Here is a 20,193-nt window from a genome sequence, read left to right on the forward strand (position 1 = left end):
GCTCAAAAGTTGGGACGCTTAACCGAAGAACCGTTGGCCGGTTTTGGCCATTTCACGCAGTTTTGCGGTCGGGTGGTACAGCGCGCCCAAATCAGCGTACTGGTCAGCCAGGGCAACGAACTCGGCAACACCGATCGAATCGATGTAGCGCAGCGCACCGCCACGGAATGGAGGGAAACCAATACCGTAGACCAGACCCATGTCGGCTTCGGCAGCGGTTTCGACGATGCCGTCTTCCAGGCAACGCACGGTTTCCAGGCACAGTGGGATCATCATCCAGTTGATGATGTCTTCGTCAGTCACTTCGCGCTGTTCAAAGACGATTGGCTTGAGCACTTCCAGTACCGACGGGTCGGCAACTTTCTTCTGCTTGCCCTTCTTGTCGGTCTCGTAGGCGTAGAAGCCCTTGCCATTCTTCTGGCCCAGGCGCTTGGCTTCGTAGAGCACGTCGACAGCCGAACGGCGGTCGTCTTTCATGCGGTCCGGGAAGCCTTCAGCCATTACGTCGCGACCGTGGTGGCCGGTGTCGATGCCGACCACGTCCATCAGGTACGCCGGGCCCATCGGCCAGCCGAACTTCTCCATGACCTTGTCGATACGGACGAAGTCCACACCGGCGCTGACCAGTTTGGCGAAGCCGCCGAAGTACGGGAACAGGACGCGGTTGACCAGGAAGCCCGGGCAGTCGTTGACGACGATCGGGTTCTTGCCCATTTTCTTGGCGTAGGCAACGGTAGTGGCAACGGCCAGCTCGCTGGACTTCTCGCCACGAATCACTTCAACCAGCGGCATCATGTGCACCGGGTTGAAGAAGTGCATGCCGACGAAGTTTTCCGGACGCTTGAGGGCTTTGGCCAGCAAGGTGATGGAAATGGTCGAGGTGTTGGACGCGAGGATGGTGTCCTCTTTGACCTTGTCTTCCACTTCAGCCAGCACAGCCTGCTTGACCTTAGGGTTCTCGACGACCGCTTCAACCACCAGGTCAACGTGACCGAAGTCGCCGTAGGACAGGGTCGGACGAATGCCGTTGAGCACTTCGGCCATTTTCGCCGCGGTCATGCGACCTTTATCAACGCGGCCGACCAGCAGCTTGGCGGCTTCAGCCAGGCCTTGCTCGATACCGTGCTCGTTGATGTCTTTCATCAGGATCGGCGTGCCTTTGGAGGCCGACTGATAAGCGATACCGCCACCCATGATGCCGGCGCCCAATACGGCAGCCTGCTTCACGTCTTTGGCAATTTCGTCGTAGGCCTTGGCCTTTTTCTTCAGTTCCTGGTCGTTCAGGAACAGACCGATCAAGCTCTGCGCGGCAGAGGTCTTGGCCAGTTTGACGAAGCCGGCGGCTTCGACTTCCAGCGCTTTATCGCGACCGAAGTTCGCGGCTTTCTGGATGGTCTTGATCGCTTCGACCGGCGCCGGGTAGTTCGGGCCAGCCTGACCGGCCACGAAACCTTTGGCGGTTTCGAAAGCCATCATTTGTTCGATGGCGTTCAGTTTCAGCTTTTCCAGCTTCGGCTGACGCTTGGCCTTGTAGTCGAACTCGCCGGAGATGGCGCGCTTGATCAATTCCAGAGCGGCTTCCTGCAGTTTCTCAGGTGCAACCACTGCATCGACTGCGCCGACTTTCAGCGCGTCTTCAGCACGGTTTTCCTTACCGGCGGCAATCCACTCGATGGCGTTGTCGGCACCGATCAGGCGCGGCAGGCGTACAGTGCCGCCGAAACCTGGGTAGATGCCCAGTTTGACTTCCGGCAGACCGATCTTGGCCGTGACGGCCATGACGCGGTAGTCCGCCGCCAGGCACATTTCCAGACCGCCACCCAGGGCGATGCCGTTGATCGCGGCGACAGTCGGGACGTTGAGGTCTTCGAAATCGCTGAAAATCTTGTTGGCTTCGAGGTTGCCAGCGACAAGCTCTGCATCCGGCAGCTTGAAGTTCTCGACAAATTCGGTGATGTCGGCGCCGACGATGAACACGTCCTTGCCGCTGCTGACGATCACACCCTTGATCGAAGCATCTGCCTTGATGGTGTCTACGGCCTGACGCAGTTCGTTCAGGGTTAGACGGTTGAACTTGTTGACGGACTCACCCTTGAGGTCGAATTTCAATTCGACGATGCCACTTTCAAGAGCCTTAACCGTGATGGCTTTACCTTCGTAAATCATCAACTGATCTCCACGATATGGAAGCTGAACAGTACACGTCGGACGCAGGCGAATGGCTTGGCAGTGACGTTTATCGTCGATGCTACGCCAATCCACCCGGCACACCCGCCAACGCGATAGTCGGGATTCTGTAGGAGCGATCTGAAATACAAACGCTCAATTCATACGCCCGTTTGATTTGGGTACGTCACCTTCACGGAATTTCCGACAATTGTCAATCGCCCAAAACACGGGTTGAAACGCGACTTTCCGGTCATTTCCGTAACACGAAGACCTGCAACACCCGGCTGCATGTGAGGCCATTCATAGAATCAATAGTTAGAAAAGTCGCCCTAATTCACGGCAGCCTTTGTTTAACGGGCTACGCTGGGCAGGAGATAGAGGAAAAAATATGAACGCGTCGGCGAATGCCCGGCGTAAGATCAGCGCACAGCGAATTACCGGCCTGCCTGGCCAACTCCAGCCCGATGTTGAATGTCGGGCTTTTTATTGCCTGGTCAATCGTAGGAGCGAGGCTTGCCCGCGAAAGCGGTGTGTCAGGTTGGACGCCTTCGCGGGTAAGCCGGCTCCTACAGGGATCGGGGGTCAGGCGAGGGCTTTGAGCGTTGCATCGATTTGTTGCAAAACTGTCGCTTCGCCCTTCTCACCCCAGTACAACGTGATCATCTGCTTGTCCGCTTCGACCTTGTAGACGTTGGCCGGCAACTTTTCGAAATGAATCAGCAACGCCGGATCCTCGCAGACCTCCTGCCATTGATTCACCCAAACGCCCGGCGACTTTTGCCAGTAACTCCAGCACGCAGGCTGATTGCCGCGACGCGGTCGATGGTACTGCGCGCAAGGGCTTGGCGGTTCCTGGCTCAGCCAGTGCGGCCACTCCTGAGGCGCCAGTTGCATGGCCAGCCCGATGCGTCGTGCCTCCATGCGCAGGGCCATGCGGCCGCTCTGCCCACGGGACGGACGCAACCACGCCAGCGGACTGAGAACCACCAACAGGATTGACACCACTATCCAGACCGTCATATCTGTACTCCCGATTCTTGATGAGCGCTTTGGGTCACTTTGAAAACACTGCGCTTGAAACCAGCCATACTTACCAATATTGCAATCCTCAGGAGGAGCACCTCATGCCCTACAACCACATTCTGGTCGCTGTAGATCTAACCGAAGAGTGCGATCCTGTAATCCACCGCGCTCGCGAACTGTCGGTGAGCAACGGCGCGAAATTGTCCCTGGTGCACATTGTCGAGCCCATGGCTATGGCCTTTGGCGGCGACGTGCCGATGGACCTTTCCCAGTTGCAGCAGCAACAGTTCGATCAGGCCAAGGAACGTCTTGACCGGCTGATCGTGAAGTACCCGGAACTCTCCAAAGAGTACAGCCACCTGACCTACGGCCAGCCACGCCAGGAGATTCATCACCTGGCCAAAGAGCAGACCTGCGACCTGATCGTGGTGGGCAGCCATGGCCGGCATGGCCTGGCATTGCTGCTGGGCTCCACCGCCAATGACGTACTGCACGGCGCACCTTGCGACGTACTTGCCGTGCGCCTGCAAAACAAAAGCTGATAACTGACCCTTGTAGGAGCCGGCTTGCTGGCGATCACGGTGCATCAGTCGACATCAATGCCAGCTGACAAACCGCGATCGCCAGCAAGCCGGCTCCTACAAGGGATCGCATACGAAAAGCCCGGCGCTCATCACTGAGCGCCGGGCTTTTTTATTGCAGGATCAGTCAGGCATCCAGCTCGGCCCAACGCTCGACCATCACGTCGAGCTCAGCCTGCAACTGCTCCAATTGAGCGATCACTGCGGCAGTCTCGGCAGCAGGACGCTGATAGAAGCCAGCATCGGCCATCTGGGCCTCAACGACGGCGATCTGCTGTTCCATGGCTTCGATCTGGCCCGGCAACATTTCCAGCTCACGCTGCAACTTGTAGCTGAGTTTCTTCTTCGCCACCGGCGCTTCGACCGCCGCCGCAACCGGTGCAGGCTCAGCCGTCACGACCGCCGACGTCAGGTCGGCTTTGCCGGACTTGCTCTCGGTCACGCCCAGCAGGCGCGGCGAACCGCCCTGACGCAGCCAGTCCTGATAACCACCGACGTATTCGCGAACCTTGCCTTCACCTTCGAAGACCAGCGTGCTGGTGACCACGTTGTCGAGGAATGCCCGGTCGTGGCTGACCATCAGCACGGTGCCGTTGAAGGTCAGCAGGACCTCTTCCAGCAGTTCGAGTGTTTCCACGTCGAGGTCGTTGGTCGGTTCGTCGAGGACCAGCAGGTTGGCCGGTTTGCTGAACAGTTTCGCCAGCAACAGGCGCGCACGCTCACCACCTGACAGCGCCTTGACCGGCGTGCGGGCACGCTGAGGGCTGAACAGGAAGTCGCCGAGGTAACTCAGCACGTGACGGCTCTGACCATCGATGTCGATGAAGTCGCGGCCTTCGGCCACGTTGTCGATCACGGTCTTTTCCAGGTCCAGCTGATGGCGCAACTGGTCGAAGTACGCCACGTCGATGCGCGTACCCTCTTCCACTTTGCCGCTGGTCGGTTGCAGACCGCTGAGCATCAGCTTCAACAGCGTGGTCTTGCCGGTACCGTTGGCGCCGAGCAGGCCAATACGGTCGCCGCGCGTCAGGACCATCGAGAAATCCTTGATCAGGAACGGGCCGCCCGGATGCGCGAAACTCACGTTCTCGAGGACCATCACCTGCTTGCCGGACTTGTCAGCGGTATCCAGCTGAATGTTGGCCTTGCCGGTGCGCTCACGACGCTCGCTACGTTCGACGCGCAATGCTTTCAGTGCACGGACGCGGCCTTCGTTACGGGTGCGACGGGCCTTGATGCCCTGGCGGATCCAGACTTCTTCCTGGGCCAGTTTCTTGTCGAACAACGCGTTGGCAGTTTCTTCAGCGGCCAGCGAGGCTTCCTTGTGCACGAGGAAACTGGCGTAGTCGCCGTTCCAGTCGATCAGGCCGCCACGATCCAGTTCGAGGATACGGGTCGCGAGGTTCTGCAGGAAAGAACGGTCGTGCGTGATGAACAGCACGGCGCCCTGGAAATCCTTCAGCGCTTCTTCGAGCCAGGCAATCGCACCGATATCCAGGTGGTTGGTCGGTTCGTCGAGCAACAACAGGTCCGGCTCGGAAACCAGCGCCTGCGCCAGCAGGACGCGACGACGCCAGCCACCGGACAACTCGGCGAGGGTCTTGTCGGCCGGCAACTGCAGACGGCTCAAGGTGCTGTCGACCAGTTGCTGCAAACGCCAGCCGTCACGGGCTTCGAGGTCGTGCTGGACGTGCATCAGTTTGTCCAGATCGGCGTCGGTGACGATGTTCTGGCTCAGGTGGTGATACTGCGCGAGCAGCTCGCCGACACCGTCCAGGCCTTCGGCCACTACGTCGAACACGGTCCGCTCGTCGGCTACCGGCAATTCTTGCGGCAATTCGCCAATCTTGAGGCCGGGTGCACGCCACACGGAGCCCTCGTCAGGCTTCTGGTCGCCCTTGACGAGCTTCATCATGCTGGACTTGCCAGTGCCGTTGCGGCCGATGATGCACACCCGCTCACCACGGGCGATCTGCCAGGACACCTTGTCCAACAACGGCATAGCGCCGAAAGCAAGGGACACATCGCTGAATTTGAGCAGGGTCATGAGCTTCTCCAAAAACCGGGCGCGCATTCTACCTGACTTGAGGCTTCAGAAGGCCGGCAATTTCACCTTCGGGGCACTCTGCATGACAAATGTTGCGAACTGATGCTGACAGGCCCGCAAAGCTTTCGCCGGTTGCTGGCAAAAGGCTAAGCTACAGATTATTCAGTGCGGGCATGCCTCGCACTTGTCATGATTTCTCTGCCCGGACGTCTCATGCGCAGTCGCCTTTTCAGTCTTTTATCCTGTTTTCTTCTCTCTGCCGCTGCCGTTCAAACTGCCCAGGCGGTGGACCTGTCCACCCAACGCCAGTATTACGATGAAGCCAAGCGCGCCTTGGCCAAGGGTGATACCGGTCCGTACTTCCGTTATAGCCAGGCGCTCAACGACTACCCGCTGGAGCCGTACCTGGCCTATGACGAACTGACCGCACGCCTGAAAACGGCGAGCAACGCCGAGATCGAAAAATTCCTCGCCGAACACGGTGACTTGCCGCAAGCCAACTGGATGAAATTGCGCTGGTTGCGCTGGCTGGCCGATCGCGGCGACTGGGCGACCTTCGTCAAGTACTACGATCCCAAGCTGAATTTCACCGAGCTGGACTGCCTGAATGCGCAGTACCAGATCGGACACAACCTGAAATCCGAAGGCTACGCCAACGCCAACAAGCTCTGGTTGACCGGCAAATCCCTGCCAGCGGCGTGCGACGGTTTGTTCGGAATCTGGGCTGCCGAAGGCCAACTGACCGAACAGAAACGCTGGGAACGCACCAAGCTTGCCGCCCAGGCGCGCAACTATCCGCTGGCCAACAGCCTGGTCAACGGCCTGACCACCCTCGCCCCTCGCGGCCGTTTGCTGGTGGACGTGGCGCAGAAACCCGAACTGCTCAACCAGCCGTCGCGCTTCACGCCAGCTGACGAGCCGATGTCCGACATTGTCAGCCTCGGCCTGCGCCGCCTGGCCAAACAAGATCCGGACAAGGCGATGGAAATGCTCGATGGCTATGCCAGCAGCATGCATTTCTCCCGTGACGAAAAAGTCGCGATCGCCCGGGAAATCGGCCTGACCCTCGCTCGCCGTTTCGACAGTCGCGCGCTGGACGTGATGACCAAGTACGACCCGGAATTGCGTGACAACACGGTGTCCGAGTGGCGCTTGCGCCTGCTGCTGCGCCTGGCCCGCTGGGACGATGCCTATCAGCTGACCCGCCGCTTACCTCAAGACCTGGCGACCACCAACCGCTGGCGTTACTGGCAGGCCCGCAGCCTGGAACTGGCGCAACCGCAAAACCCGGAGGCGCAGACGCTGTACAAAGGCCTCGCTCGCGAACGTGACTTCTACGGTTTCCTCGCTGCCGACCGTTCGCAGCTGCCTTACTCGCTGGTCAACAAGCCGCTGGTGCTGAGCCAGGCGTTGATCAACAAGGTTCGCAACACGCCGGGCGTGCGTCGCGCCCTGGAATTCCATGCGCGCGGGCAGATCGTTGATGGGCGTCGCGAGTGGTATCACGTCAGCCGCCACTTCAACCGTGACGAAATGGTCGCTCAGGCCAAACTGGCCTACGATCTGAAATGGTATTTCCCGGCGATCCGCACCATCAGTCAGGCGCAGTATTGGGACGATCTGGACATCCGTTTCCCGATGGCCCACCGCGAAACCCTCGTGCGTGAAGCCAAGGTTCGCGGTCTGCATTCGAGCTGGGTATTCGCCATTACCCGCCAGGAAAGCGCGTTCATGGACGACGCCCGCTCCGGCGTCGGCGCCAGCGGCCTGATGCAACTGATGCCGGGCACCGCCAAGGAAACCGCACGCAAGTTCAGCATTCCATTGGCCTCGCCACAGCAGGTGTTCGACCCGGACAAGAACATCCAGCTCGGCGCCGCGTACCTCAGCCAGGTACACAGCCAGTTCAACGGCAACCGCGTCCTCGCCTCCGCCGCCTACAACGCCGGCCCGGGACGCGTGCGTCAGTGGCTGCGCGGTGCGGATCACCTGAGCTTCGACGTCTGGGTGGAAAGCATCCCGTTCGACGAAACCCGCCAGTACGTGCAAAACGTGCTGTCTTACTCGGTGATCTACGGCCAGAAGCTCAACTCGCCACAGCCGTTGGTGGATTGGCATGAGCGCTATTTTGATGATCAATAAGCCTGTCTGAGGCGAAAACGAAAATGCCCGCATTGAGAAATGCGGGCATTTTTTTTGGCGTATCTACCTGGATCAGCACCGCGCTGCAACAAGCTCGCCCTGCGCGGTCAAGCGGTAGCGTTGCACCGGGCTACGGGGAGAATCAGGATCAGTCATCTCAATCAAGCCTTCTACCAATGCAGGCTTGAGGTAGTTGGCCCGAAATGTCGCCTTGTGAGCCAATCCGAGCTCTGCCATCAGATCGTTAACCTTCACAGGAGCGCTTCCGCGCAGAGCACGAAGCAGTTTCGCTACTTGGTCGGTTACTTGATCGGTTACTTGGTCGGTTACCGGTTCGTTTCTAACCGCCTCATCAAGCGCAAGGCTCAACGCTTGCAGCATGAACTCGACAAAAGGCGTCGATTCGGCCATTTGGTCGGCTGCCGACAACGCCGCGTAATAAGCATCCTGCTGCTCTCGAATCACGGCTTCGACCGGCAGATAAGCCAACACCGGGCGCCACCGACTGAGAATCAATGTCTGCCAAAGACGACCCATACGTCCATTGCCGTCGGCGAAGGGATGGATGAACTCGAATTCATAGTGGAAGACACAACTGATAATCAACGGATGCCAATCAGAAGCGCCGAGCCACGCCAGCAAATCATCCATCAAATGCGTAATGCGGCTCGGTGGCGGTGCCATGTGAACCAATTTCTCGCCACGGCAAATGCCCACACCGGCTCGGCGAAACTGCCCACAGTCGTCAATCAAGCCGCCCATCAGTAACTCATGCGCCCGAAGCAGATCAACACGACTACTCGGCTGCCAATCCGGCATGGCTTCGTAAGCCGTGAAGGCATTACGCACCTCCTGGATTTCCCGAGGCAATCCCAGCACTCGCTGCCCTGCCAGAACAGCAGTCACCTGCTCGATGCTGAGGGTATTGTTCTCGATCGCCAATGAAGCCTGAATCGTGCGAATCCGATTACCCCGCCGCAGTTGAGGCGTCTGCCGTCGATCATCCACAGCCGAAAGTTGACCGATCCGCTCACTGATTTCGGCAATCAACGTGAGCATCTTAGTGGTCAGGGTCAACGGTGGTTGATAACGGCTCATATCCTCATCCATGCTCGCACTGAGCTCGACATAATGCCCGAACCCGACAGTATTCAGCAGCGTTCATTCATGCCGCTTCATGCCCATCACTGAACTGCAACGCCGCCAACCGCGCATACAGCGCATTGCTCGCAATCAGCTCCTGATGCGTGCCCACCGCCACCAGTTTCCCCTGATCCATCACCGCAATCCGGTCGGCGTTTTTAACTGTGGCCAGGCGATGGGCGATGACCAGGGTGGTGCGATTTTTCATCAGGCTGGGCAGGGCTTGCTGGATCAGATGTTCGCTCTGGGCGTCGAGGGCGCTGGTGGCTTCGTCGAGCAGCAGGATGGGCGCGTCCACCAGCAGCGCTCGGGCGATGGCCAGGCGTTGGCGCTGGCCGCCGGACAAACCGAGGCCTGCGTCACCCAAATGAGTTTGATAACCGTGGGGCATGGCCTCGATAAAGTCATGGGCGTAGGCGATTTTCGCCGCTTCCTGAACCTGTTCCAGCGTCGCTGTCGGGTTTCCGTAGCGGATGTTCTCTTCAATGCTGCCGAAGAACAGCGCCGGGCTTTGTGAAACCAGCGCGAAGCAACGGCGCAAGTCCAATGGATCGAGTTGAGTCAGCGGCACGCCGTCGAGCAGGATGCGCCCTTCGGCGGGATCGTAAAAACGCAGCAGCAGGTCGTACACCGTCGATTTGCCAGCACCGGACGGCCCGACCAGCGCGAGGGTTTCGCCCGCCTTGATGGTCAGATTCAAGCCATCGACGGCGTAGCTTTCCGGGCGCGACGGGTAGGAAAAACGCACGTCCTGCAGAACGAGATTGCCCGTCACCCGCGCGGGCAACGTCACCAGGTCAGTCGCCGGTGGCTGGATGATGTTTTCCGAACGCAGCAGTTCGGCAATCCGCTCGGCGGCGCCGGCGGCGCGCTGCAGCTCACCAATGACCTCACTCAACGTGCCGAACGCACTGCCGACAATCAGGCTGTAGAAGACGAACGCCGCCAGTTCCCCCGCCGAAATTCGCCCAGCCATCACGTCCATGCCGCCCACCCAGAGCATCACGCCAACCGCCCCCAACACCAGCACGATCACCAAGGTGATCAGCCAGGCCCGCTGGAAAATCCGTTTACGTGCCGTGTTGAACGCCTCTTCCACGGTCACGGCAAAACGTTGTTCGTCCTGGGTCTGATGGTTGTAGGCCTGCACGGTTTTGATCTGGCCAAGAGTTTCCGAAACATAACTACCGATATCGGCAATCCGGTCCTGACTCAGGCGCGACAGGCTGCGCACCCGGCGACCGAAAATCAGGATCGGCGCAATCACCAGCGGCAAAGCCACAACGACGATGCTGGTGAGTTTGGGGTTGGTGATAAACAGCAACACAATCCCGCCGATCACCATCAGCAGATTGCGCAGGAACAGGGACAGCGATGAGCCGATCACTGATTGCAGCAGCGTGGTATCGGCGGTCAACCGCGACTGGATTTCAGAGCTGCGGTTGTCTTCATAAAACCCGGGATGCAGATAAACCAGATGATTGAACACCTGACGGCGGATGTCGGCGACCACACGCTCACCGATCCACGACACCAGGTAGAAACGCGCGAAAGTGCCAATCGCCAGGCCAATCACCAGCAACATGAACAAACCGATCGTCTGGTTGAGCAGGTGCGGGGACTGGGTCATGAACCCCTGATCCACCAGCAAGCGAATCCCCTGCCCCATGGACAAGGTGATGCCGGCCGTGACGATCAGCGCGAGCAAGGCGCCGAAGGCCTGCCAACGATAGGGCGCGAGAAAAAGGCTGGTCAGGCGAATCGCGCGGCGGTGACGGGCAGAGAGCATCGGGTTCATCCAGTTACGCAATTGATAGGGCCAGCCTGACGGTTCAATGGGGTTGAACGCTGTAAATCACAATGAGTCAGGTTAATTATGACCGCGATGACTAGGTCCTAGACGCTATTGGTCTAAAGTCCGGGTGGCAACGTCTGGGTATTTCTGGTGGACTGGTGTTGCCGCTCTGGAAAGATCGCAGGGAGTTGTCATAGCCCGGTCACCTGACGGTTCTACAGTAAGCACACACCTGAAGAGGAGACAGGCCATGTCCTTGCAAAATAGCAGCGATGACAAGATTCAAGTGATCCGCACACAGCCAGATCAGTCTCTGGGTTGCTCAATCATTGACGAAAAAGGCCGCGAAGTACCGATCACTGAGGGCATGATCCAGGACGCTTGCCGCGAACTGGAAAAGCGATTGGTCAAGCCTGCCAAACAAGATTGATATAGCCCCGTCTTCTTGACCCGGCCCTGATGGCCGGGTTTTTTGTGGGTGTTGATCCGGAATTGTGGTGCGGCTGTTCGCGGGCAAGCCTCGCTCCTACAGGATCGGCGCCATTTTCAACATTATGCGGATCCTGTAGGAGCGAGGCTTGCCCGCGAATGGGTCACCTCGGTTTTTTAGACAGCCGATGCGCCCAACGCCGCCACAATCTTCAGCAACGCAGGCGAATCCCCCTCAATCCGCACCTGCAACCCATCAATCTCGCGCCGCGATGGATAATTCTTGCGCAACGCATCAAACGCCGCACGCTGCTCACTCACACTGCCCACAAGACTGCGGCGGAAATCCGCGTCATCGCGGCGCGGGTCGTACACGCCACGGCACAACATCGCCAGCGCCCAGGCAGGATCGCTCTCAGCGTTCAAGGTTACCTGCGACAACCACGGTGACGGCAGCAAATCGCTCAAGCGGACCTGCGCCGGTTGCCCGAGAAAATCGCAGTATGCCTGGTAGATCTGCGCCGTCCCGCGTTGCTTGCCGTCGAGGCTGTAACCGGCAATGTGCGGCGTGGCCAGCACGCAGAGATCGGCCAGTGCCACATCGACCTCAGGCTCGCCCTCCCAGACATCCAGCACCGCTTGCAGGTCTTCGCGTTGCAGCAGCACCTCGCACAGGGCGGCGTTATCCACCACCGGGCCACGGCTGGCATTGATCAGCCAGGCACCGGGCTTGAGTTGATTCAAACGGTTTTGGTCGAACAAATGCCAGGTCGATCCGGCACCGTGTTTTTTCAACGGTGTGTGCAGGCTGATGACATCGCACTGCTCGATGATCTGCTCAAGGCTGACGAAATCGCCCCCTTCAGCAGCTTGCCGTGGCGGATCGCAGACCAGCACGTTCAAGCCCAGCCCTTGCAGAACCTTGACCAACCGCCCGCCTACTTCGCCGGCACCGACCACGCCGTACGTGCGCCGGGTGAGATCGGCGCCTTCGATTTCGGCGAGGGTCAGCAAACTGCCCAGCACGTAGTCGACCACGCCACGGGCATTGCAGCCGGGGGCGCTGGACCAGGTGATGCCGGCCTGCTGAAAGTAATCGAGGTCGAGGTGATCGGTGCCGATGGTGCAGGTGCCGACAAAGCGCACCTTGCTGCCTTCGAGCAACGCGCGATTGACGTTGGTCACCGAGCGCACCAGTAGCACATCGGCCTGCTCGACGGTGGCGCGGTCGATTGAACGTCCCGGCACCCGGCGGATTTCGCCGAAACCTTCGAAGAAGGCATCGAGCAGCGGAATATTTTCGTCGGCAACAATCAGCATGGCAGGCTCCTTTGGCGGATCGGCAGTGTAGGCGGATAAAGCACTCAACGCCTAGCACACATCCCTAATGTAGGAGTGAGCCCGCTCGCGATGGGCGTCAACAATGACGAGGGCTGCCTGACTGAACGCGGCGCCCTCACGTCCATCGCGAGCAGGCTCACTCCTACAGGGTTTTGTGTGATTACAAATAGGTAACACAGGACTTTTCCTGACCGTTGCGTCAACGCGTAGAATGCGCCGCCTCATGTATCAAAATCTTTCGGACGTTTTGCCCTTGAATTCCGTAACTGACCGCCCCGCCGCCGTGTCCCTCAATCGCCCCGCCCGGGTTCGCCTCGAGCTGAAGAACCTGCTCGGCCTGGCGTTGCCGATCATGATCGCGCAGCTGGCCACCACGGCGATGGGCTTCGTCGATGCGGTCATGGCCGGTCGCGTCGGGTCACGGGATCTGGCGGCGGTGGCGTTGGGCAACTCGATCTGGGTCCCGGTGTTTCTATTGATGACCGGCACGCTGCTGGCCACCACGCCGAAAGTCGCCCAGCGCTTTGGTGCCGGCACCCACAGCGAAATCGGCCCGATCGTACGGCAGGCATTGTGGCTGGCGTTGGTGGTGGGCCTGATGGCGACTGGCATGCTGTTCAGTGCCGAACCGATTTTGCACCTGATGAAGGTCGATCCCGAGCTGATCGGCCCGTGCATGCAATACCTGCACGGTATCGCCAGCGGGCTGCCCGCTGTCGCGCTCTACCATGTGTTGCGCTGTTTCAGTGACGGCCTGGGACGCACGCGCCCGGCGATGGTCCTGGGGTTGTGCGGGCTCGCGCTGAACATTCCGTTGAACTACGTCTTCATTTATGGCCACTTCGGTGTGCCGGCCATGGGCGGTGTCGGTTGTGGCTGGGCTACGGCGATTGTGATGTGGGTGATGGCGCTGGGCATGGCCGGCTGGGAACGCTGGGCGCCGGCGTATCAGTCGAGCCAGTTGTTCAGCCGTTTCGACTGGCCACAATGGGCGGTGATCAAACGCCTGCTGAGCATCGGCTTGCCGATCGGCATCGCGGTGTTTGCCGAATCGAGCATCTTTGCGGTGATTGCCCTGCTGATCGGCAGCCTCGGCGCCACCGTGGTGGCCGGGCATCAGATTGCCCTGAATGTCAGCTCGCTGGTGTTCATGATCCCTTACTCCTTGGGCATGGCCGTGACCGTGCGCGTCGGTCAGGCACTGGGGCGTGAAGAGCCGCGCGAGGCGCGCTTTGCGGCGGGTGTCGGCATGGGCACCGCGCTGGCCTACGCCTGCCTGTCGGCGAGCATGATGTTGCTGATGCGCGAGCACATCGCTGCGATCTATACCGCAGACCCGACGGTGATCCATATCGCGGCGATGCTGATTGTGTACTCGGCGCTGTTCCAGTTTTCCGACGCCATCCAGGTGACAGCGGCCGGCGCCCTGCGCGGTTTTCAGGACACTCGGGTGACAATGATCCTCACCCTGTTCGCCTACTGGGGCATCGGCTTGCCGGTGGGTTACGCCCTCGGACTGACCGACTGGTTCGGCGAACCCCGTGGCCCGAGCGGGCTGTGGCAGGGCTTGATCGTCGGCCTGAGCTGCGCCGCCCTGATGCTGTCGATCCGCCTGACGCGCAGTGCACGCAAGCGGATCCGCATCAGCCATTCGATGGGTTGACCGCACAAAAAAGGCCTGCAAATGCAGGCCTTTTTTTCGAATCGATTAATCCGACTTCTTGCGAATCCAGTACAGGTAGGTGCCGGCCTCTTCGTGCTGCGCGACCAGCTCGTGGTCGAGGAACACGCAGAACTTGGGAATGTCGCGACGGGTCGACGGGTCGGTGGCGATCACCTTGAGCAGGCCGCCGGGCGCCAGGTCACGGATGTGCTGGTGCAGCATCATCACCGGTTCCGGGCAGTTGAGGCCGGTGGCGTCGAGGGTGCCGTCTACCGGCGTATCAAGCATTTCACTCATGATTCACTCCTGAAACTGGCCGGCATTGTCGCGCATTGCCGGGTTTAACGTCATCTGTAGCGTACACAGCCCCTGTAGGAGCGAGCGGGCGGCGATCCGACTTGCCCGCGAAGCTTTTGGCGTCCTTAAGGGCCTCTTCGCGGGCAAGCCTCGCTCCTACAAGGTTGTGTACATCAGCGGGATTTGGGTTTCTTCACGTCCAGGCGGCGCAGGTGGCACGTCACTTCTTCGCGGTCGTGGTACAGCTGCTTGCAGCCGATTTCGACGCGAATCCCGCGCTCCTTGAAACCGTCGGCAATGCGCTCCAGCAAGCGTTTCACCTCGGCGTAACGCTGCTTCATCGGCAGCTTGAGGTTGACCACCGCTTCGCGGCAATGCCCTTCGCCAATCCACTCTTCCAGCATCGCCGCGTTGCGTGCCGGTTTCTCGACGATGTCGCAGACCATCCAGTCCACCGGCTGCCGTGGCTTGAAGGTGAAGCCGTCGGCCATCAAATGCTGCACCAGACCTGTGTCCATCAGGCTTTCAGCCATCGGACCGTTGTCGATGGCGGTCACCAGCATGCCACGATTGACCAGTTGCCAGGTCCAGCCGCCCGGTGCCGCGCCGAGGTCGACGCCGGTCATGTCGCTGTGCAGGCGCTCGTCCCACTGATCGCGCGGGATGAAATGGTGCCACGCCTCTTCCAGCTTCAACGTCGAACGGCTCGGCGCCTCGCGCGGAAACTTCAGGCGTGGAATGCCCATCGGCCACATTGCCGAGTTGTTCGACTCGGCCAGGCCCATGAACACTTCGCGACCACTCTTGAACGTCAGCAGCAAACGCGGCTTGTTCGCATCTTCCACCAGCTTGCCGGCCGCCATCAGCGCCTTGCGCAGGTGCACTTCGAATTTCTTGCAGAAGTTCGACAGCTCTTTGCCGTCGTTGGTGTCGACCATTTCCAGCCACAGGCTGCCGCACAGCGGGAAATCCGCCATGTGCGCGAGGATCACGCTGATGCGATCGGTTTCCGGCAGGTCAATGAAAATCCCCCGCGCCCATTGGCGCGGGAAGATCAGCTCGGCGAAACGCTGACCGCGCATCAGGCGCTCGGCGCCGTCTTCTTCGGTGCAGATGAATTCGGCGCAGGCGCTGGCGGTTTTTGCCTTGGCATAACCGGCCACGTTCAGCCGTGCGGCGTGTTCGGAAATCTCGGAACAGACTTCGCCTTCGAAGCCCGGCCGGCAATGCATAAAGAGGGTGTTCATTCTTACTCCTGGGCAGTTGGCGAAGAATTCAGCCACTGCGCGATGCCCAGACTTGCGTTGAAGCAAAGCCTGTCACGAAAACCGGCGCATGATAGCCGAGTTCGGAACCCAGGGTCTGTTAACGCTTGCTGACGACCGCGACGCAGCCCCATTTGGCGCTGGGCAAGGCGCGAGGAACGCAGTTTGGTTGTTCCAAATAAGTTCCGAGCAACGCCGCCCAGCGCCAAATGGGGCGCGTCCCTTCGGGTTGCGCGCCAAAGTGTGCGAGGCTGCGTTGCGGGATTTGCCAAGGGAACAACCATTGGCGGCATCCCGCGCCTTGCCTCGCGCACTTTGGCATCGCAACGCGGTTCGTCAGCAAGCGTTAACAGACCCTGGGACTTGCCCATAGAGTCCGGTTATTAGCTTTAACGTTCAAACGGGGCTAGGTTGAAAGCTCTGTCCGTCCCCTCAGTCCGTAGCCGTGCGGACTTTAAGGAGTGATCGTAATGCCGTCCCTCGATAGCCTGAAAACCCTTAAAACCCTGCAAGTCGACGACAAGACCTACCATTACTTCAGTCTGCCCGATGCCGCCAAAAGCCTCGGTGATCTCGACAAGCTACCGATGTCGTTGAAAGTACTGCTGGAAAACCTGCTGCGCTGGGAAGACGAAAAGACCGTCACCGGCGCCGACCTGCGAGCGATTTCCGCCTGGCTCAAGGAGCGCCGTTCCGACCGCGAGATCCAGTACCGCCCCGCCCGCGTCTTGATGCAAGACTTTACCGGCGTTCCCGCCGTGGTCGACCTGGCCGCCATGCGCGCCGCCATGGCCAAGGCCGGCGGCGACCCGCAGCGGATCAATCCACTGTCGCCGGTGGACCTGGTGATCGACCATTCGGTGATGGTCGACAAGTTCGGCAGCGCCAGCGCCTTCGAACAAAACGTCGACATTGAAATGCAGCGCAATGGCGAGCGCTACGCCTTCCTGCGTTGGGGCCAGAGTGCCTTCGATAACTTCAGCGTGGTGCCGCCGGGCACCGGGATTTGCCATCAGGTGAACCTCGAATACCTCGGCCGCACGGTCTGGACCAAGGATGAAGACGGCCGCACCTACGCGTTCCCCGACACGCTGGTCGGCACCGATTCCCACACCACCATGATCAACGGCCTTGGCGTGCTCGGCTGGGGCGTCGGCGGGATCGAGGCGGAAGCGGCGATGCTCGGCCAACCGGTGTCGATGCTGATTCCGGAAGTGATCGGCTTCAAACTCACCGGCAAATTGAAGGAAGGCATCACGGCCACCGACCTGGTGCTGACCGTGACCCAGATGTTGCGCAAGAAAGGCGTGGTCGGCAAATTCGTCGAGTTCTACGGCGACGGTCTCGCCGACCTGCCGCTGGCCGACCGCGCGACCATCGCCAACATGGCCCCGGAATATGGCGCCACCTGCGGCTTTTTCCCGGTGGACGACGTGACACTTGAATACCTGCGTTTATCCGGCCGCCCACTTGAAACGGTGAAACTGGTCGAGGCCTACAGCAAGGCGCAAGGCCTGTGGCGCCTGCCGGGCAAGGAACCTGTGTTCACCGACAGCCTGGCGCTGGACATGCGCAGCGTCGAAGCCAGCCTCGCCGGGCCGAAACGCCCACAGGACCGGGTCTCGCTGCCCAACGTCGCGCAAGCGTTCAGCGACTTTCTCGGCCTGCAATTCAAACCCACCAGCAAGGAAGAAGGTCGCCTGGAAAGTGAGGGCGGTGGCGGCGTCGCAGTCGGCAATGCCGATCTGGTCGGCGAAGCGGACTACGAGTACGACGGCCAGACCTATCGCCTGAAAAACGGTGCGGTGGTGATTGCCGCGATCACCTCTTGCACCAACACCTCCAATCCGAGCGTAATGATGGCCGCCGGTCTGGTGGCAAAAAAAGCCGTGGAGAAAGGCCTCAAGCGCAAACCGTGGGTGAAAAGTTCGCTGGCACCGGGCTCGAAAGTGGTGACCGACTACTACAAGGCTGCCGGGCTGACGCAATACCTGGATCAACTCGGTTTCGACCTGGTCGGTTATGGTTGCACCACCTGCATCGGCAACTCCGGGCCGTTGCCGGAGCCGATCGAAAAAGCCATCCAGAAAGCCGACCTGACCGTCGCTTCGGTGCTGTCGGGCAACCGCAACTTCGAAGGCCGCGTGCATCCGCTGGTGAAAACCAACTGGCTGGCCTCGCCGCCGCTGGTGGTCGCGTATGCGCTGGCCGGCACGGTGCGCATTGATATCAGCAGTGAACCATTGGGTGACGACAAGGACGGCAACCCGGTTTACTTGCGAGACATCTGGCCGAGCACCCAGGAAATCGCCGACGCGGTGAATCAGGTCAACACCGCGATGTTCCACAAGGAATACGCCGAAGTGTTTGCCGGCGACGAGCAATGGCAGGCGATTGAAGTGCCTCAAGCGGCGACCTATGTCTGGCAGGACGATTCGACTTACATCCAGCACCCACCGTTTTTCGACGACATCGGCGGACCGCCGCCCGTGGTCAAGGACGTCGCGGGCGCACGGGTTCTTGCGTTGCTCGGCGACTCGGTGACCACCGACCACATCTCCCCCGCCGGCAACATCAAGACCGAGAGCCCGGCCGGCCATTACCTGCGCGAGAAAGGTGTGGAACCGCGGGACTTCAACTCCTACGGCTCCCGTCGCGGCAACCATGAAGTGATGATGCGCGGCACCTTTGCCAACATCCGCATTCGCAACGAGATGCTCGGCGGCGAGGAAGGCGGGAATACGATTTACATTCCTACCGGGGAAAAACTGGCGATCTACGACGCGGCCATGCGTTATCAAGCCTCGGGCACGCCGCTGGTGGTGATTGCCGGGCAAGAATACGGCACCGGTTCGAGCCGCGATTGGGCGGCCAAGGGCACCAATCTGTTGGGCGTGAAAGCGGTCATCGCCGAAAGCTTCGAGCGGATTCACCGCTCCAACCTGGTCGGCATGGGCGTGTTGCCCTTGCAGTTCAAGCTGGATCAGAACCGCAAGAGCCTGAATCTGACTGGCAAGGAGACCCTGGACATACTGGGCCTTAGCGGCGTCGAGCTGACGCCGCGAATGAACCTGACGCTGATCATCACTCGCGAAAACGGCAGCCGCGAGAAGATCGAGGTGTTGTGCCGGATCGATACGCTGAATGAAGTCGAGTACTTCAAGTCAGGGGGAATTTTGCATTACGTGCTGCGGCAGTTGATTGCGTCGTAAGTATCTGCAGAAAAAGACACCGCCTTCGGGCGGTGTTTTTGTTTGTGGGGTGTATGTCCCTATAATCGCCGCGCTTTTGTATACCGGACACCACACCACTGTAGGAGCGAGCCTGCTCGCGATGAGGCCGTAACATCCAATATCAGTGCCGCCTGAAACTCCGCCATCGCGAGCAAGCTTGCTCCTACAGTGGACCGAGGCGACCCGCAGAATCTCCGACACAAGGATTTCAGATGTTTGCTTTGCCATGGACGTTCCTGGCCCTCCTCTCCCTTGGCTACACCTTGGCGCTGTCCTACGGTCACCTCGGCTGGCTGGCGCTTATCTCGGTCGCATTACTGTTGATCGCCGGTTTCGCCGTGCGTCAGCAACAGGTCCGGGTCGGTCATTACCTCGGTCACGGCCTGTTCATTTTCATGGCGCTGGCACTGGCGATGCACTGGCTCCCAGGCTTCTACAACGGTCGCGGTATCAATCCGCATCGTATTACCGACGATGCCGTACTGTTTGCGCTGTACCTGAATCTGGACAAACCGCTGATTGGTTTCTGGCTGTTGCTGGTCTGCCCGTGGATTGTCGGCCGGCATTCGCTGCGGCTTTCCATTCCCGCCGCGCTGTTGGGGCTGACACTGAGCAGCGTGCTGGCATTGGGTGGCGCGCTGTTGCTGGGCGTGATCAGTTGGGCCCCAAAATGGCCTGATCAGGCCTGGCTGTGGCTGTTCAACAACCTGCTGCTGGTGACGCTGGTGGAAGAAGCGCTGTTTCGCGGCTACCTTCAGGGCGGCCTCAGCCGGCACTTTAAACACCTGCCTTATGGTGAAAACCTGGCGCTGCTGCTCGCCTCGCTGTTGTTTGGCCTGGTGCATGCGGGCGCTGGCTGGCAATGGGCGTTGTTGGCGAGTCTGGCAGGTGTCGGCTATGGTCTGGCCTACCGTTTCGGCGGGTTAGGTGCGGCCATTGCCACGCATTTCGGTTTGAACCTGCTGCATTTCAGCCTGTTCACCTATCCGATGCTGGCGGGCTGACGCAACGGTCGTTTTGCGACGCGCCGCTGATTATTGAAAAATATTTTCAATAAATCCCTGA

Annotated in this window: 14 protein-coding genes; 6 read left to right on the forward strand and 8 right to left on the reverse strand. The window is 59.9% G+C overall.

Annotated features, from left to right (window positions below):
* Positions 1-18: 18 nt before the first annotated feature.
* Positions 19-2,166, reverse strand: a complete 2,148-nt coding sequence (fadB, locus tag ACYZUC_RS10365) for a fatty acid oxidation complex subunit alpha FadB (protein ID WP_461995517.1) — start codon at positions 2,164-2,166, stop codon at positions 19-21.
* Positions 2,167-2,751: 585 nt separating this feature from the next.
* Entirely contained in the window at positions 2,752-3,189 is a 438-nt protein-coding gene (locus ACYZUC_RS10370; RefSeq protein WP_008028493.1) for a hypothetical protein, read from the reverse strand.
* Between the two features lie 104 nt (positions 3,190-3,293).
* Here ACYZUC_RS10370 and ACYZUC_RS10375 point away from each other — a divergent pair, with 104 nt between their 5' ends.
* A complete protein-coding gene (locus tag ACYZUC_RS10375) occupies positions 3,294-3,734 on the forward strand; it encodes a universal stress protein (protein WP_008028495.1) in 441 nt (146 codons plus the stop codon).
* A gap of 166 nt (positions 3,735-3,900) precedes the next feature.
* Here ACYZUC_RS10375 and ACYZUC_RS10380 read toward each other — a convergent pair whose 3' ends face one another.
* Complete coding sequence (locus ACYZUC_RS10380; protein WP_461995519.1) at positions 3,901-5,820, reverse strand: ATP-binding cassette domain-containing protein; 1,920 nt, start codon at positions 5,818-5,820, stop codon at positions 3,901-3,903.
* Positions 5,821-6,033: 213 nt separating this feature from the next.
* Here ACYZUC_RS10380 and ACYZUC_RS10385 point away from each other — a divergent pair, with 213 nt between their 5' ends.
* Positions 6,034-7,962 carry a transglycosylase SLT domain-containing protein gene (locus ACYZUC_RS10385; RefSeq protein WP_461995520.1) on the forward strand — a complete coding sequence of 643 codons (1,929 nt, stop codon included), beginning with the start codon at positions 6,034-6,036 and terminating at the stop codon, positions 7,960-7,962.
* Between the two features lie 72 nt (positions 7,963-8,034).
* On the opposite strand, the gene ACYZUC_RS10390 is transcribed toward ACYZUC_RS10385, so the two are convergent.
* Positions 8,035-9,060, reverse strand: a complete 1,026-nt coding sequence (locus ACYZUC_RS10390; protein ID WP_461995522.1) for a Fic family protein — start codon at positions 9,058-9,060, stop codon at positions 8,035-8,037.
* A gap of 67 nt (positions 9,061-9,127) precedes the next feature.
* Positions 9,128-10,903: an ABC transporter transmembrane domain-containing protein gene (locus tag ACYZUC_RS10395; RefSeq protein ID WP_461996696.1), complete on the reverse strand. Its 1,776-nt coding sequence runs from the start codon at positions 10,901-10,903 to the stop codon at positions 9,128-9,130.
* A 247-nt stretch (positions 10,904-11,150) separates the two neighbouring features.
* Here ACYZUC_RS10395 and ACYZUC_RS10400 point away from each other — a divergent pair, with 247 nt between their 5' ends.
* Complete coding sequence (locus ACYZUC_RS10400; protein ID WP_008037721.1) at positions 11,151-11,330, forward strand: PA1571 family protein; 180 nt, start codon at positions 11,151-11,153, stop codon at positions 11,328-11,330.
* A 176-nt stretch (positions 11,331-11,506) separates the two neighbouring features.
* Here the strand turns inward: ACYZUC_RS10400 and pdxB are convergent, their stop codons facing one another.
* On the reverse strand, positions 11,507-12,649 hold the full coding sequence (gene pdxB / locus ACYZUC_RS10405) for a 4-phosphoerythronate dehydrogenase PdxB (protein WP_461995525.1): 1,143 nt from the start codon (positions 12,647-12,649) through the stop codon (positions 11,507-11,509).
* 274 nt (positions 12,650-12,923) lie between these two features.
* Between pdxB and ACYZUC_RS10410 the strand changes: the two genes are divergently transcribed.
* Entirely contained in the window at positions 12,924-14,333 is a 1,410-nt protein-coding gene (locus ACYZUC_RS10410) for an MATE family efflux transporter (RefSeq protein ID WP_461995526.1), read from the forward strand.
* Between the two features lie 45 nt (positions 14,334-14,378).
* On the opposite strand, the gene tusA is transcribed toward ACYZUC_RS10410, so the two are convergent.
* Positions 14,379-14,630 carry a sulfurtransferase TusA gene (gene tusA / locus ACYZUC_RS10415; RefSeq protein WP_214381966.1) on the reverse strand — a complete coding sequence of 84 codons (252 nt, stop codon included), beginning with the start codon at positions 14,628-14,630 and terminating at the stop codon, positions 14,379-14,381.
* Between the two features lie 173 nt (positions 14,631-14,803).
* Positions 14,804-15,877, reverse strand: a complete 1,074-nt coding sequence (rlmM, locus tag ACYZUC_RS10420; protein WP_192226279.1) for a 23S rRNA (cytidine(2498)-2'-O)-methyltransferase RlmM — start codon at positions 15,875-15,877, stop codon at positions 14,804-14,806.
* 488 nt (positions 15,878-16,365) lie between these two features.
* Between rlmM and acnA the strand changes: the two genes are divergently transcribed.
* Positions 16,366-19,107 carry an aconitate hydratase AcnA gene (gene acnA / locus ACYZUC_RS10425; RefSeq protein ID WP_461995528.1) on the forward strand — a complete coding sequence of 914 codons (2,742 nt, stop codon included), beginning with the start codon at positions 16,366-16,368 and terminating at the stop codon, positions 19,105-19,107.
* A 233-nt stretch (positions 19,108-19,340) separates the two neighbouring features.
* Positions 19,341-20,132, forward strand: coding sequence for a CPBP family glutamic-type intramembrane protease (locus ACYZUC_RS10430; protein ID WP_461995530.1), 792 nt, complete (start codon positions 19,341-19,343; stop codon positions 20,130-20,132).
* Positions 20,133-20,193: the final 61 nt, after the last annotated feature.

Source organism: Pseudomonas sp. GT1P32 (assembly GCF_054897805.1).